Raw genomic sequence first — 26,275 nt, forward strand, 5'->3', positions numbered from 1 at the left:
CGTGACTCCTTGCGGGACGGGGGTGTCGGGGGCCGGTTGTGGGGGTGAGGGCCCCGGCCCGCAACAGCAGGACTCCGGGCACCCCTGAGCGCCTCTGCTGGCTAGGTGGCATCCAGACCCTCCGCCCCGAGGCGCTGCCGCTGCGGAGTCACCACGTACCCCGGGTCCTGAGCGGACGCGATACCCGCCGCGAAGATGCCGAACCGGGTGCACAGTCCCGCTGCCAGGTACGCCCCTCCGGCCGGCAGCGGAGCCGCCCGACGCCCGGCGAGGAGCGACAGGCCGGCTCCGGCCACGACCAGCGCCTTGCTCACCGTCAGCAGCCGCCCGGGCCGCCCCGTGACGTAGGGCTCACCGACCAGCCCGAGCCGTCGCTCGATACGGCGCATCGCAGCGAGTTCCATGCTCGCGCCGAGCAGGCCCATCCGGATCGGCGGACCGTGGTCCGCGCCCGGTGTGAAGAGCAGTGCCGCACCCGCGGCGCTGGTCAGTGCGCTGCCCGCGAAGACGTACGGCAGCTCCGGATACGCCTCGTGCCATGCCGGAATCGCGGTGTCGGAGAGCAGGACCGCGGTGTACGTGCACATCGCCGGCCCCAGCACGGCGGATCCGAGTCCGGCGACGCGGCCGAGCCTGGGCAGCCGTCCGGTGGCCTGCGAGGCGGCCGCGGCAGTGGCGAGCGTGGAGAACGGCGCGAGGATCCAGGAGCCCACCGACAGCGGCGAGGTGGGCTTGAGGACGCGCAGCATGTGCGTGAAGCGCTCGGGACGGCCGAGATCATGGACCAGGGCGGCGACGCTCGCCACCGATGCGACAGCAGCGACCTTACGACCCGCCCCGGCCAGCTCCCGGCGCCCGGTCAGCTCGGCCACCGCGGCCATCGTCGCCGAGGCGCCGGCGGTGCCGCCGAGGAAGAGATACCCCGGCACGTCCGGCACCTTCCAGGTGGGGCGCTTGAGGATCGGCCGGCCGTAGTACGACCGGAACTCCGCGCGCGGAACCATGGGCCGTTCCCGCTCACCGCGCCCCGTCACGGCCGCGTCCTCTCCGACATCCCCCGCCCCAGAAAGGACAGCGCCACACTCACTGCCACACCGACCGCGGCCGTCGCCGCGTGCCGCCACATCGACGGCAGGTCACGGGTGGTGACCACCGGGTCCGGTGGCAGTCCGTACACCTCGGGCTCGTCGAGGAGAAGGAAGAACGCGCCGTCACCACCGACGCCGTCCTCCGGCTCCCGGCCGTACAGCCTCGCCTGGTCCACCCCGCGCTCGTGCAGCTCGGTCACCCGCCGGTCGGCCCGCTCGCGCAGTTCCTCCAGTGGGCCGAACTGGATGGAGTCCGTCGGACACGCCTGCGCGCAGGCCGGTTCCCGGCCCGCCCCCAAACGGTCGTAGCACAGCGTGCACTTGAAGGCCCGGCCGTCGCCCGGGCGGATGTCGATCACGCCGTACGGGCACGCCGGCACGCAGTATCCGCAGCCGTTGCAGATGTCCTCCTGCACCACCACGGTCCCGAACTCGGTGCGGAACAACGACCCGGTCGGGCAGACGTCCAGGCAGGCGGCGTGGGTGCAGTGCTTGCACACGTCACTGGACATCAGCCAGCGCACCTGGCCGTCCCCGGGACCGGCGTCGTGCTCGGGCGGTGGTCCGACGGCCGGCATGCCCAGGTCGACCGGCGGCCGGTCCGGTGCCACCTTCTGCTCGACGAACGCCACGTGCCGCCAGTTGTCGGCGCTCAGTGTGCCCGTGTTGTCGAACGACTGCCCCAGCAGGTCGAGTTCCTCGGTCTCGGCCGGAACGAGGTTCCACTCCTTGCACGCCACCTGACACGCCTTGCAGCCGATGCAGACGGAGGTGTCCGTGAAGAAGCCCATCCGGGGCGGGTGGGTGCCCGGGTAACCGGCGTCCGCGGCGGGGTCGGCAAGCGGCCCGGACAGCCTGTTGCGGTCGGAACTCATTGGTACCCCTCTCCTGCGCCCGGCGGGGTGTCCTCGGGGAGGCCGGCGCGCCGTCGGTAGGCCGCGACGTGAGCCGGCAGCGCGGGGCCCCGTGGACGTCTGCCGGGCCGGATGTCACAGGTCGCCGCCTTGGACTCCTGGATGCGTACGTTCGGGTCGAGGACGACGGACAGCAGCTCGTTCGCCGCGTCCCCCGTCGACAGACCGTTCGGACCCCAGTGGTACGGCAGTCCCACCTGGTGGATGGTGCGGCCCCGCACCCGCAGCGGTTTGATGCGGTCGGTCACCAGCACTCTCGCCTCGACCGCCGTACGGGCCGTGGTGATGGTCGCCCAGCCCAGGTGTGCCAGGCCGCGCTCCGCGGCGAGTTCGGGGGAGACCTCGCAGAAGAACTCCGGTTGCAGCTCGGACAGATAGGGCAGCGTACGGCTCATGCCGCCGGCCGTGTGGTGCTCGGTGAGCCGGTAGGTGGTGAACGCGTACGGGTACACCTCGCTGCCGGCCCGGTGGTACCGGTTGGCCGGGTGGTCGTAGGCCTCCAGCGCCGGGTTCGTCTGCTGTCCGTACAGCGGGTTGTCCACCGGCGACTCGTACGGCTCGTAGTGCGCGGGCAGTGGGCCGTCGGTCAGTCCGGCCGGCGCGAACAGCCAGGCGCGGCCGTCGCTCTGCATGATGAACGGGTCGGTGCCGGCCAGGGCGTCCTGTGCCGTCGCATCCGACGGCGGCCGGTAGTCGGGCGGCTTGTCCGCCTCGAAGTCCGGGACGTCGTCGCCGGTCCACCGGCCCTGCTCGGCGTCCCACCACACGTACCGCTTGCGCTCGCTCCACGGCCTTCCCTCGGGGTCGGCCGACGCCCGGTTGTAGAGGATGCGGCGGTTGGCAGGCCAAGCCCAGCCCCAGTCGGGGGCGACCCGGCTCTGTTCCTCGTGCGGCCGGCGGTTCGCCGCGTGGTTGTGTCCGTCGGCGTGGACCCCGCAGTAGATCCAGACGCCGCAGGCGGTGGAGCCGTCGTCCCGCAGCTGGGTGTACGACGACAGGGGCTGCCCGCTCTGCCCGTACCCGTTGATCTCGGCGAGTACGGCGTCGGCGCTCGGCTCGGCCAGCGGGCCCGACGTCGGGTAGTCCCAGGTGAGGTCGAGCAGCGGGCGGTCGCGCGGCTCGGTGGAGCCGGCGAGCTTCTCCCTGATGATCCGCCCGAGGTGGTGGTAGAACCACAGGTCGCTACGGGCGTCCCCGGGCGGGGCGACCGCCGTGTGGTGCCACTGCAGCAGCCGCTGGGTGTTGGTGAAGCTGCCGTCCTTCTCCGTGTGCGCCGCGGCCGGCAGGAAGAACACCTCCGTCGGGATCTCGTCGGTGCGCAGCTCACCGGTCTCGATCTCCGGCCCGTCCTGCCAGAAGGTCGCGCTCTCGATCAGACGCAGGTCCCGCACCACCAGCCAGTCCAGGTTCGCCAGGCCGAGGCGCTGCAGCTTGCTGTTGGCCGAACCGACCGCCGGGTTCTCGCCGACGAGGAAGTACCCCTTGCACTCGCCCGAGAGCTGGTTCAGCACCGTCCGGTAGGTGCCGTGGTCGCCGGTCAGCCGGGGCAGCCAGTCGAAGCGGTAGTCGTTCTCCTCGGTGGCCGCGTCCCCCCACCAAGCCTTCAGCAGACTCACCACGTACGCACGCATGTTGCCCCAGAAGCCGGTCGTGCCGGCGTCCGCGGCCACGAACGCGTCCAGGTTCTGGTGCTGGTGGGCGTGCGGCATGGGGATGTAGCCGGGCAGCAGGTCGAACAGGGTGGGGACGTCCGTGGAGCCCTGGATGCTGGCGTGCCCGCGCAGAGCCAGGATGCCGCCTCCCGGCCGTCCGATGTTGCCCAGCAGCGCCTGCAGGATGGCCGCGGTACGGATGTACTGCACCCCGACCGTGTGCTGGGTCCAGCCGACGGAGTAGCACAGCGCCGTGGTGCGCTCGCGCCCGGAGTTGGCGGTGATCGCGTCGGCCACCCGGGCGAACAGCTCGCGGGGGACACCGCACACGTCCTCGACCAACTCCGGCGTGTAGCGGGCGAAGTGCCGCTTGAGCACCTGGTACACGCAGCGCGGGTGTTGCAGCGTCGGGTCCATGGCCGGCTCCCCGCCCAGGGCGGGACCGCCCGAGCCGTACGAATGCGCGCGGCCGCTCTCGCGCAGCTTCCTGCCTCCGTGCTGCCGGGCAGCCGCGCCCTGTTCGCCCTCGTCGCCCGATGCCGGCCACCGGTCCCGATCACCGGCCGCGGCCGAGGCCTGCGCTCCCTCGTACATCCAGCTGGTCGTCTCGTAGTGCCCGCTCTCCGGGTCGAAGCCGGAGAACAGCCCGTCCAGGTCCTCGGTGTCGGCGAAGTCCTCGCGCAGGATCGCCGGCGCGTTGGTGTAGGCGACCACGTACTCGCGGAAGTCCTTGTCGTTGCTGAGCACATGGTTGATCAGGGCGCCGAGGAAGGCGATGTCCGTCCCGGCCCGCAGCGGCACGTGGACGTCCGCGAGCGCGCTGGTGCGGGTGAAGCGGGGGTCGACATGGATGATCGTGGCACCCCGTTCCCTGGCCTCCACCACCCACTGGAAGCCGACCGGATGGCACTCGGCCATGTTCGAGCCCTGGATGACGATGCAGTCGGCCTCGGCCAGATCCTGCTGGAACGTCGTGGCTCCGCCACGGCCGAACGAGGTCCCCAGACCGGGAACCGTGGCGGAGTGTCAAATCCGCGCCTGGTTCTCGATCTGGATCGCGCCCAGAGCCGTGTAGAGCTTCTTCATCAGGTAGTTCTCTTCGTTGTCCAGCGTCGCTCCGCCGAGCGAGGCGATGCCGAGCGTGCGCCGGACCGGAACTCCGTGATGCGTGTCCTGCCAGGTCTGCCGTCGCGTTTCGACGACCCGGTCGGCGATCATGTCCATCGCCCGGTCGAGCGGGATCCGCTCCCACCCCGTGCCGTACGGCGCCCGGTGCAGGACGGCGCTGATCCGGCCGGGACCGGTCACCAACTGCTTGCTCGCCGAGCCCTTCGGGCACAGCCTGCCGCGTGAGATGGGGGAGTCCGGGTCGCCCTCGATCTGGATGACCTTCTCGTCCTTGACGTAGACCTTCTGCCCGCAGCCCACGGCGCAGTACGGGCACACGGACCGTACGACCCTGTCGGCCCGCTCGGTACGGGCGGACAGCCGCTCGGTGCCGCGCGAGCGCGCCGCGCTTCCCCGGCCCAGCGCATCGTCACCGGTGAGCTGCCGGTACACCGGCCAGCCGTCGATCCACTGCCACAGGCCCATGGCGATCTCCCGCCTCGTGCCCTTGCGCCGTCGCAGCCAACGTAACGCCGGGACCCGCGAGGGGCATGTCGAACACCGATCAGGCCGACCCGGTGCGCACACGATGAGTGCTGTCCGGCAGCCGCTCGGTGACACCCCGGCGATCCAGCAGCTCCAGCAGGGGCACCGCGACCCGCCGCGTGGTGCGCAACGCCTGCCGCGCCTGACTGAGGGTGAACGGCTGGGGCAGTCCCGCGAGCACTTCGACTGCCCGCACGTCGCAGTCGGGAAGCAGGAAGACACCGTCGGCCACCTTCAGCAGCCGTCCGACGCGCACCGCAGCAGCCAACTCCCGTGCCCCTAGCCGCAGTTCGGCCATCCTGGCGGCGTCCGGCGCCGCGAACGGGTCAGCGCGCAACTCGGCGGTCAGCGCGGCCACCGCCGCCTCGACAGATTCGGGAAGCACGGCAAGGCTGCCCGGCGCGCACACCCGCCCCTCCACCACCGGCAGCGACGCCGCAGCGGCAAGCCGTTCCACGACACCGGCGCTGGGCAGCCGCAGCCGCCGTCGTACCGCGTCCACGGGCATGCCGGACTCCAGCGGATGCTCGTCGCGCCACTCGTCGACCAGGGCGCGCAGGGAGACGACCGACTCGCGCCACACGGCCGGATGCACCCACAGGCCGTCACCCACCGGCTCGCCCACCACGGGCAGCCCCACGGCGTGCAGCTCGCCCGCGGTCGCGAAGCGCTGCCGACGCAGCATCGCCTCGGCCACCGTCCGCGGTGGAGCATCGGCCAGAGCGGTCAGCTCCACGGCTCGCAACCGTGCGGCACCGCGCCGGCTCAGCTCGGGCGGCGTCACGTCGAGTACGTCGACAGCGGCGGCGATACGGTGCCGGCCGGGATCGCGCAGCAGGGCGCGGTCTCCGACGCGCAGCGGCAGGGGCCGGGCCAGCCGCAGCCGGGCGCTGCCAGCCCCCAGCGGCCGGACCCGGGCGGTGACGGAGGCGGATCCCACGTGCAGCACGAGCTCGCGAGGGAGGTCACGGCGCTCGCCGGCGTCACCCCCGCTGCCGTCGGCGCCGCGCAGCGCGACGTCGACCTCGGCGGTCGTCAGCCACCGGTCCGGAGTGAGGAGCGCGTCGCCGCGCCCGATCGCCCGGTGCTCGACGCCGCGCAGATTGACTGCCACGCGGGCCACGGCGGGGACCTCGGGCGTGTCCCGGCCCAGCGTCTGCAGGCCGCGTACCCGCACCACCGCCCCGGTGGCCGCCAGCTGAAGCTCCGCATCCCTGCGCAGGGTGCCGGCCGTCAGCGTTCCGGTGACCACCGTGCCGGCGCCGACGACGCTGAACGAGCGGTCCACCCACAACCGCACGTCGGCGTCCGGATCGGCGGGTGGCAGGGCTCCCACCAGCCGCTTCAGCCCGTCGTGCAGCCGGTCCAGGCCCTCGCCGGTGCGCCCGCTCACCGCCACCGAGTCGACGGGTCCCAGGCCGGTCGCCGCCAGGCGGGCCAGCGCCTGTCGCCGGGCCGGTTCCGGGTCGGCCAGGTCGCAGCGCGTGACGGCGAGCAGCGCATGCCGTACGCCCAGCGCGTCCAGTGCCTGCAGATGCTCGGCCGACTGCGGCATCCAGCCCTCGTCGGCGGCCACCACGAACAGCACGGCGGGGACCGGGCCGATACCGGCGAGCATGTTGGGCACGAACCGCTCGTGGCCCGGCACGTCGACGAACGCCACCTCCGGACCGCCGGGGAGGGTCGTCCAGGCGAAGCCCAGGTCGATGGTCAGCCCGCGCCGGCGCTCCTGCTCCCAGCGGTCCGGCTCCATCCCGGTGAGCAGCCTCACCAGCGTCGACTTGCCGTGATCGACATGACCGGCGGTTGCGATCACGTGCACGGCCGCTCACTTCCGTGGTCGTCTCCGTCCGGGCGTCCACCGCTCGTGTGCGACCGCCGTGCGGCGAGTACGGCCTCCAGCACCGCCTGCTCCTCCTCGGCCCCGACCGTGCGCAGATCCAGCAGGCACCGTCCACGCTCCACCCGGCCGATCACGGGGACCACGCCGGTGCGCAGCAACGGGCCGTACGGTGAGGGGAGGCCGACGGCCACGCTCGGCAGGGTCACCCCGGGCGCGCCACCACCGCCCACGGCCGCCTCCGTACGCAGCACTTCCGCCGGTACTCCCTCGGCCCGCAGCCGTTCGACCAGCCGGTCGGCGCGCTCGCGCAGGGCGGTCTCGTCCGCGGCCAGCGCGGCCCGTACGGGCGGCTCCGGACCGCGCAGGGTCGCTTCCAGCGCGGCCAGGGTCAGCTTGTCCACCCGCAGGGCGCGGGCCGCGGGGTGCCGGCGCAGGCGTTCGACCAGCACCGCTTCACCGAGCAGCAGCCCGGCCTGCGGCCCGCCGAGCAGCTTGTCCCCGCTGGCCGTGACCAGTGCTGCCCCGGCACGCAGCGTGGTGGTGGCGTCCGGCTCCCGGGGGAGCAGCGGGTGCGGGCCGAGCAGACCGGATCCGATGTCCACCACCACCGGCGGTCCCAGCGCCGCCAGCTCGGCCACCTCCGCCGCCGCGGTGAAACCGCTGATGTGGAAGTTGGACGCGTGCACCTTGAGCAGGAAGCCGGTTTCGGGGCCGATGGCCTCGGCGTAGTCCCGCGCATGGGTGCGGTTGGTGGTGCCGACCTCGCGCAGCCGCGCACCGGTGGAGGCGAGCAGCTCCGGAATGCGGAACCCGTCGCCGATCTCGACCAGCTCGCCCCGGCTGATGACGATCTCCCGTCCCTGAGCCATCACCAGGGCGCACAGCAGCAGCGCGGCCGCGTTGTTGTTCACCACGTGCACCGCTCCGGCATCGGGTACGGCCTCCGCCAGCGCGGCGAGCGCCCCGCGTCCGCGGCGAGCCCGGCGGCCTTCGGCAAGGTCGAACTCGACGTCCGTGCATCCCGATGCGGCCATCACGGCGTCCCGGGCGGCAACCGACAGCGGCGCGCGGCCGAGATTGGTGTGCACCAGCACCCCGGTGGCGTTGATCACCGGCCGCAGGCCGCAGGCCCGCTCGGGCAGCTGACCGACCGCCGCGTCCACGACGTCCTCGGGAGCGATCTCGCCGGCCCGCGCGCGTCGCTGGGCCTCCGCGACAGCCGCCTTCACCAGAGGGCGTCCCAGCGTCCGGACGGCGGTCGCGATGCGCGGCTCGGCCAGCACGGCGTCGGTGCCGGGGATGCGACGGCGCGGATCGCTCATGGCACCCCTTCCGCTCACCTTGGCCCTCCTGCGTGGCGGAGGCGGACGGGAATCGAACCCGCCAACGGCAGCTCCTGCCGTTCAACGGTTTTGAAGACCGGGCCGGTCACCAGGCCGGACACGCCTCCCCGCGCCACGCGGCCATCTTCGCAAAGGCCGTATACGGGCGCTAACGGAACGCATCCGGAATCATGATCCGCATGACCTCACCGACGGCGCCCAGCGCATCCGTCCGCCTCACCCAGTACGCGCACGGCGGCGGATGTGCCTGCAAGATCCCTCCGGGCGAGCTGGAGGAAGTACTGCGGGGCCTGGGGGCCGCCGTACCGGTCCGTGACCCCGAGGGCGAACTGCTCGTAGGGCTGGACGACGGCGACGACGCCTCCGTCGTGCGGCTGCCGGACGGCACGGCGGTGCTGGCCACCACCGACTTCTTCACGCCCGTGGTCGACGATCCCTACGACTGGGGCCGCATCGCGGCCGCGAACGCGCTGTCGGACGTGTACGCCACGGGCGGCCGACCCCTCCTCGCGGTGAACCTGCTGGCCTGGCCACGAGGTGTCCTCCCGCTCGACCTGGCTCGCGAGGTGCTGCGCGGCGGCCTGGACATGGCCGCGGCCGCCGGCTGCCACGTCGCCGGCGGCCACAGCGTGGACGACCCCGAGCCCAAGTACGGCATGGCGGTCACCGGCCTGGTCGACCCGGACCGCCTGCTGCGCAGCGACGCGGGCAAGCCGGGTGTGCCGCTGTCCCTGACCAAGCCGCTCGGCATCGGCGTGCTGAACAGCAGGCACAAGGCCACCGGCGAGGTGTTCCCGCACGCGATCGAGGCCATGACGCGGCTCAACCGCGAGGCGGCCGAAGCGGCACTGGCCGCCGGGCTCACCTGCGCGACGGACGTCACCGGGTTCGGGCTGCTCGGCCACGCCTACAAGCTCGCCCGGGCGAGCGGGGTCACGGCACTGATCGACGCGAACGCCGTGCCCTACCTCGACGGCGCCCGGCAGGCGCTGCGCGAGGGACACGTCAGCGGCGGCACCAGACGCAATCTCGCATGGGTACGCCCGCACACCGACCTGTCGGCGGTGAGCGAGGACGAGGCGCTGCTCCTGGCCGACGCACAGACCTCCGGCGGCCTGCTGGTGGCCGGCGAAATCCCCGGCGCGCCCGTCGTGGGCGAGCTGCTGCCGCGCGGCGATCACGTCCTGGTGATCCGCTGAACCCGGCCGTATCGACGACGGCCGTGTCGATGCGTTCGCGCAGGCGTGGCACAGCGGCGCCCGCCGACCCGGGCCTTGCCCCGGCCGGCGGACGCCGCCACGGAAGAGCTACTGCCCTGGGTGCAGAACCACCTTGGTGTAGCCCTCTATGCGCTTGTCGAACTTCTCGTACGCCGTGGGCGCCTCGGCCAGAGGCAGCTCATGGGAGACGACGAAGCTCGGCCGGGCGCGCCCCGAGATGATGAGGTCGCGCAGTTGCCGGTTGTAGCGCTTCACGTTGCACTGCCCGGTGCCCAGACGCAGCCCCTTCTCGAAGAGCTTGCCGATCGAGACCATGAGCCGGCCCTTCTTGGCCTGCTCGTCCGGTCCTCCCGGGTCGGCCGGCACGTAGAGGCCCGGTATGCCCAGCGCTCCGGTCGGCCGGACGGTCTCGATGATCGAGTTCAGCACGGCTGCGGGCTCCTCGCGGTTCTCGCCCCTGGCCATGGCCTGGTAGCCGACCGCGTCTATGCCCTTGTCCGTGCCTTCGCCGTTCGTCTGCTCCTTGATCTGCTCGACCGGGTTGCCTTCGGCGAAGTTGATCGGGATCGCGCCGATCTCCTCGGCCTTCTGCAGTCGCTCGAGCACCCGGTCGACGACGAACACCCTCGACGCACCGCGGATCATGGCCGAGTAGGCGGCCATGAGTCCGACGGGCCCGCCGCCGTACACCACGACACTCTCACCCGGGGAGACCTGGGCGAGTTCGTTGCCGTGATAGCCGGTCGGGAAGATGTCGGCGAGCAGAATGAAATCGCTCTCGTTCTCGGCGCCTTCCGGCAACTTCAGGCAGTTGAAGTCGGCGTACGGTACGCGCAGGTATTCGGCCTGGCCCCCGGTCCACGGCCCCATGGCCACATAGCCGTATGCGCCACCGGCGAAGCCCGGATTCACGGTGAGACAGAATCCGGTGTAGTCGGCCACACAGTTCTTGCAGAAACCGCAGGCGACATTGAAGGGCATGACCACGCGGTCGCCCTTCTTCAGAGAGGTGATCCCCTCACCGAGCTCCTCGACGATGCCCATGTTCTCGTGGCCGAAGACGATGCCCGGTTCGGCGGCGGTGCGGCCCTCATACATGTGCAGGTCAGAGCCGCATATGGCGGTGGACGTCACCCGCACGATCACCTCGTTCGGGTGCTGGAGTCGAGGCTTCTGGACCTCTTCCACCGCTACCTCGAACGGTCCCTTGTAGACGACAGCCTTCATATGACACCTCCACTGAGCGGTGCTTGATCGCTGCCGGAGGTCAAACGGCCGTCAACCGAACGTAGCCTGGTGCGAACGGGCAGTAGGAAGGTCGCGGCCGTTCGCCTCACGTGACCCAACTCTCATGGTCCCCCTGTAGAGGAACATGAAACAGGCCAGCTATTGTCAATTAAATTCCGATTTCAACCTTGCGCCGAATGGGAGGACGAGGAAAGTGAATCAGCGTTTCGGGACCTTGATCGTCCCTGTGCCTGGCATCTCCGGCACCATGTACCCGCCGGGAACGCCCGTGGCCATCACCGGCCGAGGTTCGTCCGTCGACGCCTTCGTGGACGGCGACTGGCTCCCCCTCGCCTGGTGGGAGTTCGCCGAGGGACTCTCCGAGGGCGTCCCCGACAGCTGACCGGTCGCAGGCTCGGTCGTGGAGCCCTGAGACCGAACCCCTGGCCGAGGCGTGCTCGCGGACAGGGCCGTCTAACGCAGGTGGGGTGGGCCCACCCGGAGTGTGTCGCTGCACACCTGGGTCGGCAGCCGGCGTCCCTCCGCATCGGTCACGTGCACGAAGGAGCCGTAGTCGTGCTCGGCCGGGTGGGGCGCCGCCACGTCGCTGGAGGCGTTGTAGTTCCCCGCGATCCAGCAGCTCCCGCGCGGGACGTCGTGCGCTTGGTAGAAGAGCGGGAAGTCGACCGACTGGCCCGGGTTCAGCACCAGCCGGACCGGTATGGCTTCGTTCCTGGGCTCCGACTCCACGTCCTGCGCCTTGCCGACCCAGACGTGTATCTGCGGGTAGCCGTCGAAAGCGCAGGGCTTTGCACTTCTGTTCCTGGCGCTGAGCATGGCCGCCGGCGCGCCGGCCGACTTGTCGGCCGGGCGTGTCCATTTCCAGCGCAGCTGCGGTGATCCGCAGGCGGCGGGGCGGGGGTGAACCCAAAGGTAGGCGGTCAACCCCAGCAGCGCCGCCAGGCTGAGTATCAGGACCGTTGCTTTTTGCTGCGCTCTCAAAACATCCCCCGTGAAGAGGCCCCCTGCCTCTGCGGACAGGTAGATGCAGCTTCTCTCCCGGAGGTTCCGGCGGACCGGGCGGCGCCGACCGTGCTCGGTCGTCGTGCGGGCGCCGCGTCAAAGAGGCAGGCTTCAGGGCTTGTTCACGGAATCCTGGTAGGCGCTGGTCCGGTAACGGCTGCGGAACTCGGCCAGCAGCTCATCGGTCGCTTCGGCCCCGGCGCTCACGGCGGTGTGGACGTCACGGAAGTAGTTTTCGTAGCCGGCAGGGGTGTAGAGGCACAGGGCGCGAGCGAGGACCGACCCTGCATTGCGGAAGCCGTGCGGGGTGCCGCGGGTCGCGGCCAGTAGATGTCCAGGACCGGCGGTCACCTCGCCGTCCCCGGTGTGGAGCGTCAACTCGCCCTCGAGGACGTAGAAGTACTCGTCGTGGCCTTCATGTACGTGCGGCCTGGCACCGATCGTGCCAGGGGCGAGGCTGAACTCCTCGAAGGCGAAGTGCCCGCCCGTGTGCTCGCCGGTGAGCCGGAAGAAGTGTGCGACACCGGCGACGTCTATGAGTTCACCGTCCTCGGGGCTACGCAGCAGCGGACGGGCGGGAATCCGGGACTGATCATCGGTCATGGGGGCATTGTGGCCCAGGGGTCACTGCTCCCGAATCACGCTCTGGTACGACAACAGCCGCCCCGAGGGGGTCATGCGCGACGTCCTGGCACACCGTGCCCGCTGAGGTACCTGATCTGCCTCCGCGTCAGGAGCGGTAGGGGGCCGGCTGCTCCCGGGGAGACGGCCGGCCCCCTACGGGGCGCGACGGCTCAGCCCAGGCCGAGGCTGGAGAGCGCGGTCGTCCAGTCGGTCATGATGGCGTTCTGCGCGTCGTCGAGGTTGACCTCACCGGCGCAGACGGCCTTCTTCAGCTTGTTCTCGACGCTGTCCTTCTGGGCGGAGGTGGCGTCGCCGGAGTGCGGCTCGGGCCAGAGGTTTTCCTCGCTCTTGGGCGCGCCGCCGAGTTCGAGCGGGACGAAGTGGTCCTCCTCGTAGTCCGAGAGGCTGGTGTCGGCGTAGCCGTACTCGGCGATCTGCTTCTTCTTGAGCGCGTTGGTGTACGAGGTGGAGGGCCGTACGGTCGCGGTCCAGCCGGAGACACAGATGGTCGAGTCGATGGTGTCCTGGGTGACGTCCGGGTTGAGGTCGCCGGGCGTACAGGCCGGGTCGGGCAGGGGGAGGTAGGCCTGGCTGCAGCCCGCGGCGTGGGCGGAGCCGGTGGTGACGGTGAGGCCCGCGGCGGCGAGGCCGAGGGTGGAGAGGGTGGTCACCAGGGCGCGCGGTATTCGGGACATGTGGGGGTCTCCCGGTGTGGTGCCCGGCAGGATTCCGGGCGATCGTGAGCATGACAGCACCGGGATCATCTATGCGAGTAGACCTCTTTGCCCGACCGAGGGCTCCCTTGAATGAACGTTTATCCGGCCGAGGGCGGTAAGGGGTGAAGTCTTGACGCGGCCTTGATGGCGAGCGCGGGGAGGAGACTTCGGCGCCCGTCCGCTCGGCGTGACGGCTCGTCAACTACACGCTGTGACCTGCGTAAACGCCCGCTGAACGCGCAGTGTCCCGATCAGGACAGCTTGGCCGGCTCGTTCGCCAGCGGCTCCACCCCGCGCCGACACCGAGTTCCAGGCGGCCGTCGGAGATGACGTCGAGTGTGGCGGCCATGTTGGCGCGCACCGCGGGGTGCCGGTAGTGGATGTCCGTGACCAGTGTGCCCAGCCGCAACCGTCGTGTTGCTTGCGCGAGTGCCGCCAAGGTGATCCAACCCTCCGGACGCGGAGTGGCCGGCTACCGCGAGCGCCACGCCGCGGCGACCCGCTACGACCAACCCACCGTCCGTTACGAGGCGACGGTGCTGGTCGCGGTCATCACCGAGTGACTGCGACCGGCACCGCCTGACGGGCTTCTAGACGACGCAGAATTCGTTGCCCTCGGGGTCCTGCAGAAGGACGGCGTAGTGCTCCATGTCCGGCTCATCCGTGATCCGCAGCACGGTGGCACCGGCCTTGGTGAGCCGCTCCACCGTGACGGTGACCCGCTGAGCGCGGACCGCCAACGGGACCTCGCGGCCTCCGCCCACCTTCAAGTCGAGGTGCAGCCGGTTCTTGGTGACCTTCGGCTCGGGGACCTGCTGGAACCACACCCGCGGCCCCTGCCCCGCAGGATCGATGATCGACTCCGACGTCTCCCCGGCACCGGCGGGCAACTCCTCCTCAGGGACCCCCGTGCTCGCCCAATACTCCCGCCACGTGGAGTGCCCGCCCGGCGGAGGCTCCGGCACGTACCCCAGAGCCTCGGCCCAGAAGCTCACCAGCCTCTGCGGGTCAGCACAGTCGATCACCAGCTGCAGTGTCATCTCCATGCCCGGAGGATGGCATGCAGGTCTGACAACATCGGCCACGGCACTTGCCCGGAGTCAGGCGCGGCAGCGCAGCATCTCCAGCGGTGGGTGCGCGAGGAGGTCCGCCCAGAAGTCCTCGCCGAACTCGCGGATGCCGGCTTCGGACAGCTGCAGCGGAACCCACTTCATGTCACTGAACCCGGCCGCCCGCAGACACTCCTCGTAGACCTCGCGGCGCGGGACCGCGGAGACGATGCTGATCGGCTGCGGATCGAGGAGAGCCGTGACCCGCACCCGCGGACCCGTCTCGATCTCCTCGCCGGTCGGCTCGCAGAGGAACCCGTACTTGTCCAGGGACGGGCAGTCGAACCGGTAGTCGGGCTTCTGGGCGAACACGAAGAACTCTCCACCCGGCACCAGACTCCGGTGGATGTTGCGGCACATGCGCTCCATCTCCGCCATGTCCGCTGCATAGTTGAGGCACTGCACACCCACGGCGATGTCGAAGCGCCGTTCGAGAGGCCGCAGTTCGGCCACGTCACCGATCTCGTAGCGCACACCCAGCGGTTCACGCTGCTCGCTCTCCCGCGCGGCGGCGATCATCTCTACGGAGATGTCGACACCGAAGACATCCGTGGCGCCGCGTCGTTTGAACTCCCTGCTGTAGAAGCCGGTGCCGCACGCCAGGTCGAGAACCGACTTGCCGCTCACGTCCCCGACCATGCCCAGGAAGCTCGGCACTTCCCCGTAACGCATCAGCGGCAGGGACTTGAACCCCTCGAAAGCCTCGCCGATCTCGTCGTACTGCTGCACGCTCACGTGCCGCCCCCTCCAGTGACTCGTCCTGTACGTGGCCACGCCGGCCCTCCGGATACGGAGGCTCGCCGGGCCGCGGTCGTGGCAGAGAGTCTGCTCCGCCCTTGTCCGGCCGCCGTACTGGCAGATGGCACAAAGAAGTTGGTCGCGTGACCCTCCGATCACCCAACATCACGTCGCACCGATGGGCAGTGGACGCAGCCGATGTGGGTGCTGCTGGAGCGGGTCTGACCGCACCGTCAAACGCACTCGCACGAGTGCTCGGTGTCAGCTGCCGCCGATGCCCAGGGCAGTGAGCAGGACCAGGACGAGCGTGGTCACGGCGAACAGGCCGTGGGCCAACACGACCGGCAGCGGGAAGTGCCCTTCGGCGGGAACGGCTCCTTCCGCTCCCTGAGCCGCTGCGGTAGCTGGTGTCGGCCCGGCGGCGGCGCGGTCCCGGTAGACGGGGATCCAGCGGGCCAGCATCACGAATCCCAGCAGGGCGACCGGCAGCAGCAGAGCGAACGCAGTCCAGGCCAGGGCGGTCTGGTCGGCCACGACATAGATGATCCACACCACCAGCCCGATCGCGGCCAGGGCGAAGTGCCCGAAGACGGCCGGTGCCGGCAGATGACTGGTACCGGATTGCTGCTGCTGGATTCCGCCCCGTTGGATCCAGGTGCCGAGCATGAAGAACCCGCCGAGGGCGGTGACCACCCAGGCGATCAGTGCGGCGATGTCCATGGGGAACTCCCTGGTGTTGACCGTGTCGAAGGCAGCCGGACGACACCGGCGGCCGTGGACGGTGCGTGGGCCGGTCACATGCCGGAGCCTGCGTTTCGCGCGTTGTGGTCAGGCATGAATCCCTCGGCCTGGGTGCTCTCGTCGGCGACCCGTACGCCATAGCGGTAGGCGAGCTTGCCGCCCAGGAAACCCGAGACGCCCAGGGCCGCCATGCTGAGTGCGGACAGGATGAGCTTGCCGACGCCGACACTCCCGCCGTCGGCGTAGGTGCTGTAGCGCCACAGGAAGTTGACGGCGTAGGCGGCGGTCACCGCCAGGTTCAGCGTCATGTGGACCAGGGCGGTGCGATGGGCCGGAGTGCCGGTCGGAATCGCGAACAGGTCGAGGAATCCGACCATGGCCGCCAGCAGGGCTCCGATCACGCCGACGGCGATCAACCACTCCGAGCCCTGGGTCAGGAATCCGGGACGGTGCACGACATGGGAAGCGATGTCGAACACCAGGCTGGTCACCCAGGCGCCGATCGGCACCGTCACCAGGATCGGGTGGAACGGGTGGCCGTACGGACCGGCGAGCGAGGCGCTGACCGGACGCTTCGCCTGAAGCCGCGTCTCAGTGACCATCGCAACCTCCCACTGGTTTCACCAACAATTGTTGGTCTTACCTCAGCGAGACGTCAAGATGCGCAGTACAGGGCGTCAAAACAGCTCTTGTGCCCACCCATGTGGGCGTTACTGTGGTCAGGTGGCTCCTGACCCGACTCCGCAGGCCGACACGGCCGAGACCGCCGACGCGCATGCGGCCGGCACCGCGATCGACTCCGTCAGCGTCCTGAGCGAGGACTCACGGCGGCGCATGTTCACCTTCATCCGGCGTGCCCGCCGCGCCGTCACCCGCGACGAGGCCGCCGCCAGCGTCGGCATCTCCCGCAAACTCGCCGCCTTCCACCTCGACAAACTCGTCGACGCCGGCCTGCTGCGCGCCCGCTACGAAACGCCCGGCGGGATCCGCAAGGTCGGGCGACAGCCGAAGGTGTACGAGCCCACCGATGCACAGATCACCGTGAGCATCCCCGACCGGCGCCACGAGTTCCTGGCGGACCTGCTCCTGGACGCCGTCCTGACCGAGAAGGCGGGCGAGAACGCCGCGCAGGCGGCCGTACGGACCGCCGGGCAGCGCGGTCGGCAGATGGGCGAGGCCGCCCGCGACGAGACCCGCCCGGGCCGCCTGGGCCCTGAGCGCGGGGTGACCGCCTGCGAGCGCCTGCTGGAGCGGTACGGCTACGAGCCCGTCCGGGAAACCCCCACCCGGCTCCGGTTGCGCAACTGCCCCTTCCACCCGCTGGCCGCGAAGGCCACTGACCTGGTGTGCGGCATGAACCAGGCCTTCCTCAGCGGCTACCTCGACGGCCTGCAGGTCAACGGGGTCCAGGCCGTCCTGGCCCCCGAGTCCGGGGAATGCTGCGTCCGACTGGGGCCGAGCGACACCGATCCCGATGATCGGCCGGCTCAGGGCTGATGACGTGGCGCCGGCCGCCTGCCCCGCCGGCCGCCGCCCAGCTGCACGACATTGCCCGCGCCGGCGCCGGGAACACGGTCTTTGTCGCTCACTGCTCCCCGGTACAGCAGCTGTCCCCGGATGCCGAACCCGCGGTGGTTTCCAGACGGCAGAAGCAGGACGCGTCGATCGGCACGTCCGCCATCGCCGCGGCGATCTTCAGCTGCTGGGCCACGAGCAGCGCTTCTCCCTCCTTGCCGAGCCGGACGAGGCATTCGTGGAGGCCGTGCAGGGCCCAGACGTTGCCCGGGTGCTGCAGCGGGCGCGGCAGCGTGTCGTCGAGTCCGAGGTCGGCGCGGTAGACGGCCTCGGCATCCGCGACCAGGCCCTGTTCGAGAAGCAGCGCGCCGTATGCGTGCCGGGTGGGTTGCATCCACCCCCACGGCTCGTCGTACGGAAGACCGTCGTCCAGTTCGATCGAGCGGCGGAGTGCGGCGAATGCCGTCTCGTGCTTCCCCTTGCGGTAGGCCAGCTCTCCGTCCAGCATCTGCGCGGCGATCGCCAGGATGTCCGTGCAGGTGTTGTTGAACAGCGTTCGTGTCTGCGGGACCCGGGTGACCGCCTCGCGGAAGAGCTCACGTTCCACGTCGGCCTCGTCGACCCGGCCGGCGGCGGAGAGTGCGACTCCGCGCGCGTACCGCAGCATCGCCGTGGTCACGCAGTACAGCTGGGCGTCGGCGGGCATGGGAAGGCGCAGGATGTCCTCCCAGCGGCCGAAGCGGATGAGCACGTGCACCCGCATCGCGAGGAAGCCCTCCAGCCAGTCCGCCATGGGCGGGCTGGCCACACGCAGCAGTTCCTCGGGCACGGCCGCTTCGAGTCGGTCCGCTGTGTCGATCGCGTCCTGGAAACGGCCGAGGAACATCGCGCCGTAGATCTTGAAGTGGTAGTTGTGACACCGGTACAGGGTGTAGAAGTTCATCGCCCCGGCCCGGGCGTGAAACTTCTCGTCGGCTGCGATCGCGGCGTGGTTGTCGGCGATCACCCGGCGATAGTCGCCGCAGAGCACTTCCAGGTGGGACGGCATGTGCTGGAGATGTCCCGCGTCCGGCACCAGGCCGCGCAGCCGGTCACCCACCGACAGAGCGGCCTCGGGGGTCGGGGACATCTCCATCAGATGGATGTACATGTGAAGCAGGCCCGGGTGCCACGCGCCCGCCTCTGTGGCCATCGCCCGATCGAGTACCGCCTTGGCCTCGGTGGTGCGTGAACCCGGGGCCGGCCTGCCCGTGCGGATGTCCCACAGCTGCCAGGGCGTGAGGTTCATCAGCGCGTCGGCGTACAGGGTGGCCACGTCGAGATCGTCGGGCGCCAGTCGGTGGACGGAACCCATGCAGTCGGCGTAGGCGGCGCTCCACACGGAACAGTCATCGGCGTCGGGGGACTGCGCCCGTGGATAGCGAGCGTGCAATGCGTCGATGAGCGCCTGCTCGACCGGGGTGGCGCCTGCCGCCTTCGCGTGGGCGCGCTGTATGGCGGCGTGCGCACGCTCCACGCTCTGTCCGAGGTCCTGCTCGTCGAAGGACTCCCAGGGCTTGTTGTAGTTGGGGCCGAGCGCGTAGGCCACGCCCCAGTCCGCCATGGCACAGTCGGGATCCGCCGCGGCGGCGGCCTCGAAACAGCGGACGGCCTCCTCGTGATGGAAGGCGTACGTCCAGTTCAGCCCACGGTCGAACCACATCTGCGCCTCTGAGGACGACGTTGTCACGTGCCGGCCGTGGCTGCCGAGGTCGTAGTACTGCATACGGGCTCCTCAAGGCTGTCGGCCAGCCGTCCCGGTCACTGGGACGGCACGACGGTGGCTGGTGCGACGACCCTAGCGACGGACGGCGGTGATACGGCCCATTCATGCAGAAAATACCCGGACGCGGCGTCCGCGTGGAAGTGCGCATTCCGGCACCGGCGGCGGGCCGTGCGGGGGCACTGACACCAGGTGGGTGCCGCCGCGTGCAGCCGGCCAAGGACTGTCCCGCAATTAATCTCTGGCGCTCTGGTTGACGGCTCCGGCACCCTCCGTTCATGGAACAGGTCCACCCCCTCGTCCGTGAAGTCTTCCCGGATCTGGTCGCAGAGGTGATCGCTCTCCTGGAGAACGAAGGAGAACGCGAGCTGGCCGTCTGCGCGTGGGATCTTCGTCTGGTCGAAGAGTGCGGCTGCGGTGATGGGTTCTGCCAGAGCTTCCGGACCGCACCTCATCCGAAGGGCAAGCCCTATGGCGCCGGCCACCGCTGCGTGCCGCTCCTGCCCTCGCGAGGCATGCTGTGCCTGGACGTCGTTGACGGCCGGATCATGTACGTCGAAGTCCTCGATCGACCACCGATGCACCGCCAGGGTTCGCGGCCGTGAGGAGGATCCGAGCGGCCGGTGGCAACGACGGGCCGCTGGATCCCGCTCGGTGACTCGAAGCCGTACGCCGCCCCGCACCCGACTCAGTCCTCGGCCTCGGGCGCCGTAACCGCTTCGGCAACGACACATCCGCCCGCACCTGGCCGCCGGCCACATCGCCGGCCTCGACAACGCCCCCGGTTGCGTCCCCGACAGCAACCGCTGCCATGCCGAGGAGGTTCCGTCCCAGGGCGTCCCGGGACGCGGGAGGTGCCGTCCCGAGACGACGCGGGACGATCCGGGGACGGGACGGGACGGGACGGTCCGCGGTGCGGCGCGGGACGGTCCGTGCCGCGGGACACGCTGTCCCGAGACGGTGCGGGACAGTCCCGGGGAACCCTGCGGAGCGTGAACGGCCCATTACGCTCGCCACCGAAACGACCACCAGTCTCCGGGGGAACCCATGTCAATCAAGCATGCCCGCAAGGCAGTTGCGACCGCGGTCGCGGTTGCGGCGCTCACGCTGGCCGGCGCGGGCACCGCGTCCGCCGACGGCAACGTGACCTGGCGTCATCGGCCGTCGAACAACTGCCTGGCCATCGTCATCAACGGCGCCGGCCAGCCGTACGACGTCGGCATGAACGGGTGCGACGTCGGCCATGGCTGGTACGAGCAGTACAACAGCAACGACGACACCTGGCTGATGAAGCCGCAGGCCCAGTCCTGGCGGGGTTACTGCCTGGCGGCCAACTCCAACGACGACGTGTACATGGAGCCCTGCCAGCCGAACAACGACTGGCAGCGCTGGTACGAGCGCTGGACCGGCTCCTCCTGGAAGCTCCAGCACAAGCAGACCGGTCGCTGGCTGGACAGCAACGGCAGGAGCGTCTACCTCGGCCCGGGCGGCTGGAACAACGACAACAAGTACCAGCTCTGGTACTGAGCCGTCGGCTCCGTCCCGCACACCCTTCCGACCACGAACAACGACACACAGGGGGATCTCCCATGCGCATCAACACCGCCCGCATAGCCAAGGTTCTCGGAACCGCCGCGTTCGCACCGGTCCTGGCGCTGACCATGTCCACGGCGGCGCACGCCGACGGCGACGTGCACTGGGTGCACCGCGAGTCGGGCAACGCCCTGCAGATAAAGTGGGCCAACAACCACCCGGACGACGTCACGGTCGGCTGGGACTCGGACGTCTTCACCCGGTGGCACGACGTGCACCTGAGCGACGGCAGCTGGCTCGAGAAGAGCTTGGCGGACACCGGCTACTGTCTGACGGCCTACACCGACCACGACGCCTACATGGAGCCGTGCAGCGGCAACAACTACCAGCGCTGGGACGAGATCGGCGTCGGGGGCGGCAACTGGAAGCTGCGTAACCGGCAGACCCAGGAGTGCCTCGACAGCAACGGCAGCTCCGTCTACATGCACGAGTGCAACGACGACAACAAGTACCAGCTCTGGTACTGAGCACCGATGCCCTGCCCAGGGGCCGGTACCGGACGGTGAGCCGTCCGGTACCGGCCCCTCGGCCAGGCGTGCACGGCCGGACGCCGCCCTCCGCCGTAGGCTGAATCTCGACCATGGTGGAGAGGAGGCTGAGGTGGCCGAGACGACGCTCGCCGAGGTGATGGCCGAGCTGGCCGGGCTCGAGGACCCGGAGGCACGCGCGGTGAACGAGAAGCACGGTGACGATCACGGTGTGAACCTCAGCAAGCTGCGCGCGCTCGCGAAGCGGCTGAAGACACAGCAGGAACTCGCGCGCCGGCTCTGGGAGACGGGCGACACCGCAGCGAGACTGCTGGCGATCCTGATCTGCCGTCCGAAGGCTTTCGAGCGTGACGAGTTGGACGTCATGTTGCGGGAGGCGCGCACGCCCAAGGTGCAGGACTGGCTCGTGAACTACGTGGTGAAGAAGAACCCGCACTCCGAAGAGCTGCGTCTGGCCTGGTCCGACGATCCGGATCCGGTGGTTGCTAGTGCCGGCTGGGCGCTGACCACCGAACGCGTGGCGAAGAAGCCCGAGGGCCTCGACCTCGCAGGGCTGCTCGACGTCATCGAGGCGGAGATGAAGGACGCGCCGGATCGCCTGCAGTGGGCGATGAACCACTGCCTGGCTCAGATCGGGATCGAACACGCCGAGTACCGCACCCGCGCAATCGACATCGGTGAGCGCCTGGAGGTGCTCAAGGACTACCCGACCTCCCCGGGCTGCACGTCACCGTTCGCGCCCGTCTGGATCACCGAGATGGTGCGTCGACAGGACGACAAGACCGGGGCGTGAGGTCGGTACGCGCGGCGATCGTGTCCGTGGCCACCTATGGGTGGCGGGCAGGACGGGAGTCCTCCTCCAGGAACGCCGAAACCGCCTCGACGAACGCCTCCGGGGCCGCGTGGTGGATCAGGTGTCCGACCGGGATGGTGGCCGCTCGCGCGCCGGGGATGCAGCGAGCGAGCTCGGCGACGCCGTCCTGGGAAACATGGCTGTGTGGACCGCCGGCAAGCACGAGGGTCTTGGCGTTGATCCGGCTGAGCCGCTGCAGCCACCTGGGATCAGGCACGTCGATCTGCCGCCTGACGGCCAGCACCATCTCCCAGTCGAAGGTCAGGGCGCCGTCTGGCCTGGTCGGGGTGGCCCGCTCCCGGGGACGCGGGATGGGAACGTCCTCCAGGACGAGCCGGCTCACCCTCTGCGGACAGTCCTGAGCGAGCAGGTAGGCGACGACCCCGCCCATGGAGTGCCCGACCAGATCCACCGAGCCGAGTCCCAGTGTGTCCAGGAACCCGAGCACATCGGCCTGCATGAGTTCGAGCGAGTAGTCCCCCGGCCAGTCGCTTCGGCCGTGACCGCGAAGATCGAGGGCGTACACCCGTCGGTTCCGGGCGAGGGCCGGAGCAACCGCCTCCCAGTCGGTGGCATTCTCGCCCATCGCATGCAACAGGACGAGCGGCGGAGCATCCGGCGGACCCGACATCCGACAAGCCAGCCGAACCCCGCCGACGTCGACCGTGTGTTGATCAACCATGGCCGGAGAATATGCGGTCGGGCCCTGCCGGAGGATCGGCGTTCACCAGCGGCCGAAACACCGACCCGGTCAGCACCCCGGATCCTCAGCCACCTGGTTCCGGGCCCCTGGTGTCTGCTGTTGATGATCGACATGTCAGGATTTGCGGGGCTGACCAACCGGCGTGGTCATCTTGCTGGTTGAAGAGTGTCTGCGCCGGTCACCTCGGTGAGGCGCGGACGACCGCTCGTCAGTCCGTCCGGCCCGGCAAGACAGGTAGGCACAGCTCATGGCTGATGAGTGGTACGTCCTCATCGAAGAGGACACTCGACTGACAGAGCGCGTCGAAGGCGTGGAACTGAAGCTGCATCGCTGGATGCTGGTGGGTACTCACCACATCGAGGGGGACGAGGCACAGGCTGCAGAAGCGGCCGAGGACGCGGCCCTGCACTACATGCCACAGGTTCTCGCACGGCATGCCCGACCGGGAGACGAGCCGGCGCGGCATGCCCTCCTCACCGCGGACGGTGCGTGGGTGGTGCTGGTGAGGCAGCGGCACCGGGAGTGCCATGTACGAGTGACCACGGCGCGGCTCATGCATTCACGGGAGGAGAAGGAAGCCCCGCCCAAAAGCCTGAAGGAGAAGTTCCGCAGCGCCTGGGACGGACCGGCGCCTGCCGAGAAGCCGTGGACGCCGCCCGGCAAGGGATGAGCGACGTATCCGGAAACGTACTGGCGGAGAGGGCAGGATTCGAACCTGCGTGGGCCTCGTGAGGCCCGACCTTGAGGCGTGCTCGCTGGTCCCCGATCAACCACTCCGGGCACCTCTCCCTGCTCCCGGCTTCGGGTGACCCGCGCCGTTCACGTGAACAACATTGGCAGGGCCCACTGACGCCGGCCTGATCTGTCTCTGACACGCTCGGAGGGCAGTGGGCCCGGGCGTGCGGGTACGCGGGATCTACTGCCTGGTAACTTCTCCGGGTGATCATTTCCTCCCGCTTAAACCGTCTGGCACGCGTCACGCTGATATCCGCCCTCTCCCTGGCCGTGCTGCCCGCCGCACCCGCCACCGCCGCCGACTCGGCGACCCCACATCTCGACGCCGTGGAACGCACCTTGCGCGAGGTCTCACCCGGCCTCGACGGGGACGTGTGGGAGCGGACGAGCGGCAACCAGCTCGACGCCGCGGACGGCGACCCCGCCGGCTGGCTGCTGCAGACGCCCGGCTGCTGGGGCGACGCCGACTGCAAGGACCGCGTCGGCGCCAAGCGGCTGTTGGCGAAGATGACCGAGAACATCTCCCGGGCGACGCGGACCGTCGACATCTCAACTCTCGCGCCCTTCCCGGACGGCGCCTTCCAGGACGCCATCGTCGCCGGCCTGAAGTCCTCCGTGGCCTCCGGCCACAAGCTCAAGGTCCGCGTCCTCGTCGGGGCCGCGCCCCTGTACCACATGAACGTGCTGCCCTCGAAGTACCGGGACGACCTGCGCAGCAAGCTCGGCCCGGCGGCCGACGCCGTCACGCTCAACGTCGCCTCGATGACCACCTCGAAGACCGCCTTCTCGTGGAACCACTCCAAACTCCTGGTCGTCGACGGCGAGTCCGCGATCACCGGCGGCATCAACGACTGGAAGGGCGACTACCTCGACACCGCCCACCCGGTCACCGACGTCGACCTCGCCCTGACCGGCCCCGCCGCCGGCACGGCCGGCCGGTACCTGGACCAGCTGTGGAGCTGGACCTGTCGCAACCAGAACAACATCGCCAGCGTCTGGTACGCCGCCTCCGGCGGAGGGGACTGCATGGCGACCATGGAGCGGGACACGAACCCGCGGGCCGTCCCGGCCACCGGCGACGTCCCGGTGATCGCCGTCGGCGGGCTCGGCGTGGGCATCAAGGACGCCGATCCCACCTCGACCTGGCATCCGGCCCTGCCGTCCACGTCCGGCACCCGGTGCGTGGTCGGACTGCACGACAACACCAATGCCGACCGCGACTACGACACGGTCAACCCCGAAGAGAGCGCGCTGCGTTCACTGATCTCCAGCGCGACCAGCCACATCGAGATCTCGCAGCAGGACCTCAACGCGACCTGCCCACCGCTGCCCCGCTACGACACCCGCGTCTACGACGCCCTCGCCGCGAAGCTCGCCGCCGGCGTCAAGGTACGCATCGTCGTCAGCGACCCTGCCAACCGTGGCGCGGTCGGCAGTGGAGGCTACTCACAGATCAAGTCGCTCTCCGAGATCAGCGACGTACTCCGCAGCCGGCTCACCCAGGTCACCGGCGACGAGGGCAGCGCCACGGCGGCGCTCTGCTCCAACCTGCAGCTCGCGTCCTTCCGCAGTTCCCCGGGCGCGAAATGGGCCGACGGACACCCCTACGCCCAGCACCACAAGCTGGTCTCGGTCGACGGCTCCGCGTTCTACATCGGCTCGAAGAACCTCTATCCGGCGTGGTTGCAGGACTTCGGGTACATCGTCGAGAGCCCCCACGCCGCACAGCAGCTCGACACCCAGCTCCTGAGCCCGCAGTGGTCCTACTCCAAGGAGTCCGCCACGGTCGACTACGAACGGGGCATCTGCCAGATCTGAAGTCCCGCTGTCCGCAAGGAAATCCGCGGACAGGCCGGACACTCACCCGCTCAAGGCCGGCTCAATCGGCTTGATCACCAAGCTGCGGGCTACTCGGCGATGCCTCGGGTGAGCAGGACCGTCGTGACGAAGGTGCGGTACAGGCGGACGGGGTCGTCGTCGCGTAGGCGGACGGTGAGTTCGTCCGCACGGGCCACGCCGTTGATCCAGGTCACCATCTCGGCCAGGTCGGCGTTGCGGAAGCGGACGGCCAGGGTGGCCGGCAGATCGATCGCGGGCAGTGGGGCGTCCGCCAGCCGCCGCACCGCGGCACCGGCGGCCTCCCTGATCACCTCACGAGCCTGTTCCGGGTGCAGGCTGTCGGCGGCGAAGCGGGAGACCGAGTTCTTCACCACCGCTGCCCGGACACCGGGGCAGAACGGCTCGATCTGCGCGGCGGTGACGTCGTCGCCCGTGATGAGTACGACCGGTACCCGGTGTCCGAGCGCGACCAGGGCATTGATCCCGGCCTCCCCGGTCGGCACGCCGTTCAGCCGGACCTCGGCGATCGCACGCGGGTTGTAGGTGTGCGACAGCGTGGCCGGGGCGCCGGACATGGAGCCGTGGTACGAGACGAGGAAGACCGCGTCGAACGACTCGTCGAGCCCCTGCATCATGTACAGCGGCTTGTGCCGGCCGGACAGGTAACGTGCCCGGTGCGCCAGGCGGTCCGGCCGCAGATTGGCCATCGCCGAGTGCGAGTCGTTGACCAGGAACTCCCGTGCGCCGGCCGCCGCCGCGCCCTCGATCGCCGCGTTGACCTCCTGCTCCAACAGCTCCCGGTAGTAGCCGTACTCGGGGCCCGACGGCCGGCACTGGTCCCAGTCGACGACCCCCGCGGTGCCTTCCATGTCCGACGAGATGAAGACCCTCATCCG

The 26,275-nt window shown here is 70.0% G+C and carries 27 protein-coding genes, 1 tRNA gene and 1 pseudogene; 10 read left to right on the forward strand and 19 right to left on the reverse strand.

What is annotated here, in order from left to right:
• Positions 1 to 101: 101 nt before the first annotated feature.
• The 6 genes from nrfD to ACIRVH_RS39090 all read right to left on the reverse strand — a co-directional run bounded on the left by nrfD (position 102) and on the right by ACIRVH_RS39090 (position 8,600).
• Entirely contained in the window at positions 102 to 1,034 is a 933-nt protein-coding gene (nrfD, locus tag ACIRVH_RS39065; RefSeq protein WP_403964062.1) for an NrfD/PsrC family molybdoenzyme membrane anchor subunit, read from the reverse strand.
• The gene (locus ACIRVH_RS39070; RefSeq protein ID WP_403964065.1) at positions 1,031 to 1,963 is read right to left on the reverse strand and encodes a 4Fe-4S dicluster domain-containing protein; all 933 of its coding nucleotides are present in this window, start codon (positions 1,961 to 1,963) and stop codon (positions 1,031 to 1,033) included. Before ACIRVH_RS39070 ends, nrfD begins: the two co-directional genes overlap by 4 nt.
• On the reverse strand, positions 1,960 to 5,247 hold the full coding sequence (fdh, locus tag ACIRVH_RS39075; RefSeq protein ID WP_403964068.1) for a formate dehydrogenase: 3,288 nt from the start codon (positions 5,245 to 5,247) through the stop codon (positions 1,960 to 1,962). Before fdh ends, ACIRVH_RS39070 begins: the two co-directional genes overlap by 4 nt.
• Positions 5,248 to 5,326: 79 nt before the next feature.
• Positions 5,327 to 7,129: a SelB C-terminal domain-containing protein gene (locus tag ACIRVH_RS39080; protein ID WP_403964071.1), complete on the reverse strand. Its 1,803-nt coding sequence runs from the start codon at positions 7,127 to 7,129 to the stop codon at positions 5,327 to 5,329.
• Positions 7,120 to 8,472 (reverse strand): L-seryl-tRNA(Sec) selenium transferase, encoded by a 1,353-nt coding sequence (gene selA / locus ACIRVH_RS39085; protein WP_403964074.1) that lies wholly within the window; start codon positions 8,470 to 8,472, stop codon positions 7,120 to 7,122. Before selA ends, ACIRVH_RS39080 begins: the two co-directional genes overlap by 10 nt.
• A gap of 33 nt (positions 8,473 to 8,505) precedes the next feature.
• Positions 8,506 to 8,600, reverse strand: a tRNA-Sec gene (locus ACIRVH_RS39090).
• Between the two features lie 72 nt (positions 8,601 to 8,672).
• On the opposite strand from ACIRVH_RS39090, the gene selD reads away from it, so the two are divergent.
• Positions 8,673 to 9,692, forward strand: a complete 1,020-nt coding sequence (gene selD, locus ACIRVH_RS39095) for a selenide, water dikinase SelD (RefSeq protein WP_403964077.1) — start codon at positions 8,673 to 8,675, stop codon at positions 9,690 to 9,692.
• Between the two features lie 108 nt (positions 9,693 to 9,800).
• On the opposite strand, the gene ACIRVH_RS39100 is transcribed toward selD, so the two are convergent.
• A complete protein-coding gene (locus ACIRVH_RS39100; protein ID WP_403964080.1) occupies positions 9,801 to 10,940 on the reverse strand; it encodes a glutathione-independent formaldehyde dehydrogenase in 1,140 nt (379 codons plus the stop codon).
• Between the two features lie 247 nt (positions 10,941 to 11,187).
• On the opposite strand from ACIRVH_RS39100, the gene ACIRVH_RS39105 reads away from it, so the two are divergent.
• Positions 11,188 to 11,343 carry a hypothetical protein gene (locus ACIRVH_RS39105; RefSeq protein WP_403964208.1) on the forward strand — a complete coding sequence of 52 codons (156 nt, stop codon included), beginning with the start codon at positions 11,188 to 11,190 and terminating at the stop codon, positions 11,341 to 11,343.
• Between the two features lie 71 nt (positions 11,344 to 11,414).
• Here ACIRVH_RS39105 and ACIRVH_RS39110 read toward each other — a convergent pair whose 3' ends face one another.
• The 4 genes from ACIRVH_RS39110 to ACIRVH_RS39125 form a co-directional block, all read right to left on the reverse strand.
• Positions 11,415 to 11,885, reverse strand: coding sequence for a DUF4232 domain-containing protein (locus tag ACIRVH_RS39110; RefSeq protein ID WP_403964083.1), 471 nt, complete (start codon positions 11,883 to 11,885; stop codon positions 11,415 to 11,417).
• Between the two features lie 189 nt (positions 11,886 to 12,074).
• Positions 12,075 to 12,566 (reverse strand): cupin domain-containing protein, encoded by a 492-nt coding sequence (locus ACIRVH_RS39115; protein ID WP_403964086.1) that lies wholly within the window; start codon positions 12,564 to 12,566, stop codon positions 12,075 to 12,077.
• Between the two features lie 191 nt (positions 12,567 to 12,757).
• Positions 12,758 to 13,282: a hypothetical protein gene (locus ACIRVH_RS39120; RefSeq protein WP_403964088.1), complete on the reverse strand. Its 525-nt coding sequence runs from the start codon at positions 13,280 to 13,282 to the stop codon at positions 12,758 to 12,760.
• A gap of 223 nt (positions 13,283 to 13,505) precedes the next feature.
• A complete protein-coding gene (locus ACIRVH_RS39125) occupies positions 13,506 to 13,742 on the reverse strand; it encodes an LLM class flavin-dependent oxidoreductase (RefSeq protein WP_403964091.1) in 237 nt (78 codons plus the stop codon).
• On the opposite strand from ACIRVH_RS39125, the gene ACIRVH_RS39130 reads away from it, so the two are divergent.
• Positions 13,684 to 13,866 (forward strand): hypothetical protein, encoded by a 183-nt coding sequence (locus ACIRVH_RS39130; protein ID WP_403964210.1) that lies wholly within the window; start codon positions 13,684 to 13,686, stop codon positions 13,864 to 13,866. The genes ACIRVH_RS39125 and ACIRVH_RS39130 overlap by 59 nt on opposite strands.
• Before the next feature lie 27 nt (positions 13,867 to 13,893).
• Here the strand turns inward: ACIRVH_RS39130 and ACIRVH_RS39135 are convergent, their stop codons facing one another.
• The 4 genes from ACIRVH_RS39135 to ACIRVH_RS39150 all read right to left on the reverse strand — a co-directional run bounded on the left by ACIRVH_RS39135 (position 13,894) and on the right by ACIRVH_RS39150 (position 16,493).
• The gene (locus ACIRVH_RS39135; protein WP_403964094.1) at positions 13,894 to 14,349 is read right to left on the reverse strand and encodes a VOC family protein; all 456 of its coding nucleotides are present in this window, start codon (positions 14,347 to 14,349) and stop codon (positions 13,894 to 13,896) included.
• A 54-nt stretch (positions 14,350 to 14,403) separates the two neighbouring features.
• Entirely contained in the window at positions 14,404 to 15,147 is a 744-nt protein-coding gene (locus ACIRVH_RS39140; protein WP_403964097.1) for a class I SAM-dependent methyltransferase, read from the reverse strand.
• Between the two features lie 264 nt (positions 15,148 to 15,411).
• Positions 15,412 to 15,870, reverse strand: a complete 459-nt coding sequence (locus ACIRVH_RS39145; protein WP_403964100.1) for a hypothetical protein — start codon at positions 15,868 to 15,870, stop codon at positions 15,412 to 15,414.
• 74 nt (positions 15,871 to 15,944) lie between these two features.
• Positions 15,945 to 16,493 (reverse strand): DUF2231 domain-containing protein, encoded by a 549-nt coding sequence (locus ACIRVH_RS39150; RefSeq protein ID WP_403964102.1) that lies wholly within the window; start codon positions 16,491 to 16,493, stop codon positions 15,945 to 15,947.
• Between the two features lie 121 nt (positions 16,494 to 16,614).
• Here ACIRVH_RS39150 and ACIRVH_RS39155 point away from each other — a divergent pair, with 121 nt between their 5' ends.
• The gene (locus ACIRVH_RS39155; protein ID WP_403964104.1) at positions 16,615 to 17,388 is read left to right on the forward strand and encodes a helix-turn-helix transcriptional regulator; all 774 of its coding nucleotides are present in this window, start codon (positions 16,615 to 16,617) and stop codon (positions 17,386 to 17,388) included.
• Between the two features lie 88 nt (positions 17,389 to 17,476).
• On the opposite strand, the gene ACIRVH_RS39160 is transcribed toward ACIRVH_RS39155, so the two are convergent.
• A complete protein-coding gene (locus ACIRVH_RS39160) occupies positions 17,477 to 19,171 on the reverse strand; it encodes a tetratricopeptide repeat protein (RefSeq protein WP_403964106.1) in 1,695 nt (564 codons plus the stop codon).
• Between the two features lie 275 nt (positions 19,172 to 19,446).
• Between ACIRVH_RS39160 and ACIRVH_RS39165 the strand changes: the two genes are divergently transcribed.
• The 4 genes from ACIRVH_RS39165 to ACIRVH_RS39180 all read left to right on the forward strand — a co-directional run bounded on the left by ACIRVH_RS39165 (position 19,447) and on the right by ACIRVH_RS39180 (position 22,042).
• Positions 19,447 to 19,773, forward strand: coding sequence for a hypothetical protein (locus tag ACIRVH_RS39165; RefSeq protein ID WP_403964108.1), 327 nt, complete (start codon positions 19,447 to 19,449; stop codon positions 19,771 to 19,773).
• A 442-nt stretch (positions 19,774 to 20,215) separates the two neighbouring features.
• Positions 20,216 to 20,695: a hypothetical protein gene (locus tag ACIRVH_RS39170; protein ID WP_403964110.1), complete on the forward strand. Its 480-nt coding sequence runs from the start codon at positions 20,216 to 20,218 to the stop codon at positions 20,693 to 20,695.
• Between the two features lie 62 nt (positions 20,696 to 20,757).
• Positions 20,758 to 21,228: an RICIN domain-containing protein gene (locus ACIRVH_RS39175; protein WP_403964112.1), complete on the forward strand. Its 471-nt coding sequence runs from the start codon at positions 20,758 to 20,760 to the stop codon at positions 21,226 to 21,228.
• A gap of 160 nt (positions 21,229 to 21,388) precedes the next feature.
• Positions 21,389 to 22,042: a DNA alkylation repair protein gene (locus ACIRVH_RS39180; RefSeq protein ID WP_403964204.1), complete on the forward strand. Its 654-nt coding sequence runs from the start codon at positions 21,389 to 21,391 to the stop codon at positions 22,040 to 22,042.
• Between the two features lie 34 nt (positions 22,043 to 22,076).
• Here ACIRVH_RS39180 and ACIRVH_RS39185 read toward each other — a convergent pair whose 3' ends face one another.
• Positions 22,077 to 22,784: an alpha/beta fold hydrolase gene (locus ACIRVH_RS39185; RefSeq protein ID WP_403964113.1), complete on the reverse strand. Its 708-nt coding sequence runs from the start codon at positions 22,782 to 22,784 to the stop codon at positions 22,077 to 22,079.
• A 268-nt stretch (positions 22,785 to 23,052) separates the two neighbouring features.
• On the opposite strand from ACIRVH_RS39185, the gene ACIRVH_RS39190 reads away from it, so the two are divergent.
• Positions 23,053 to 23,475: a hypothetical protein gene (locus ACIRVH_RS39190; RefSeq protein ID WP_403964115.1), complete on the forward strand. Its 423-nt coding sequence runs from the start codon at positions 23,053 to 23,055 to the stop codon at positions 23,473 to 23,475.
• Between the two features lie 21 nt (positions 23,476 to 23,496).
• Here the strand turns inward: ACIRVH_RS39190 and ACIRVH_RS39195 are convergent.
• Positions 23,497 to 23,594, reverse strand: a pseudogene (locus ACIRVH_RS39195).
• 150 nt (positions 23,595 to 23,744) lie between these two features.
• Between ACIRVH_RS39195 and ACIRVH_RS39200 the strand changes: the two are divergent.
• On the forward strand, positions 23,745 to 25,358 hold the full coding sequence (locus ACIRVH_RS39200) for a phospholipase D-like domain-containing protein (RefSeq protein ID WP_403964117.1): 1,614 nt from the start codon (positions 23,745 to 23,747) through the stop codon (positions 25,356 to 25,358).
• An 89-nt stretch (positions 25,359 to 25,447) separates the two neighbouring features.
• On the opposite strand, the gene ACIRVH_RS39205 is transcribed toward ACIRVH_RS39200, so the two are convergent.
• Positions 25,448 to 26,272, reverse strand: coding sequence for a M55 family metallopeptidase (locus ACIRVH_RS39205; RefSeq protein ID WP_403964119.1), 825 nt, complete (start codon positions 26,270 to 26,272; stop codon positions 25,448 to 25,450).
• Positions 26,273 to 26,275: the final 3 nt, after the last annotated feature.

This window comes from Streptomyces sp. NPDC101165, from assembly GCF_044768135.1.
Lineage (GTDB): Bacteria > Actinomycetota > Actinomycetes > Streptomycetales > Streptomycetaceae > Streptomyces.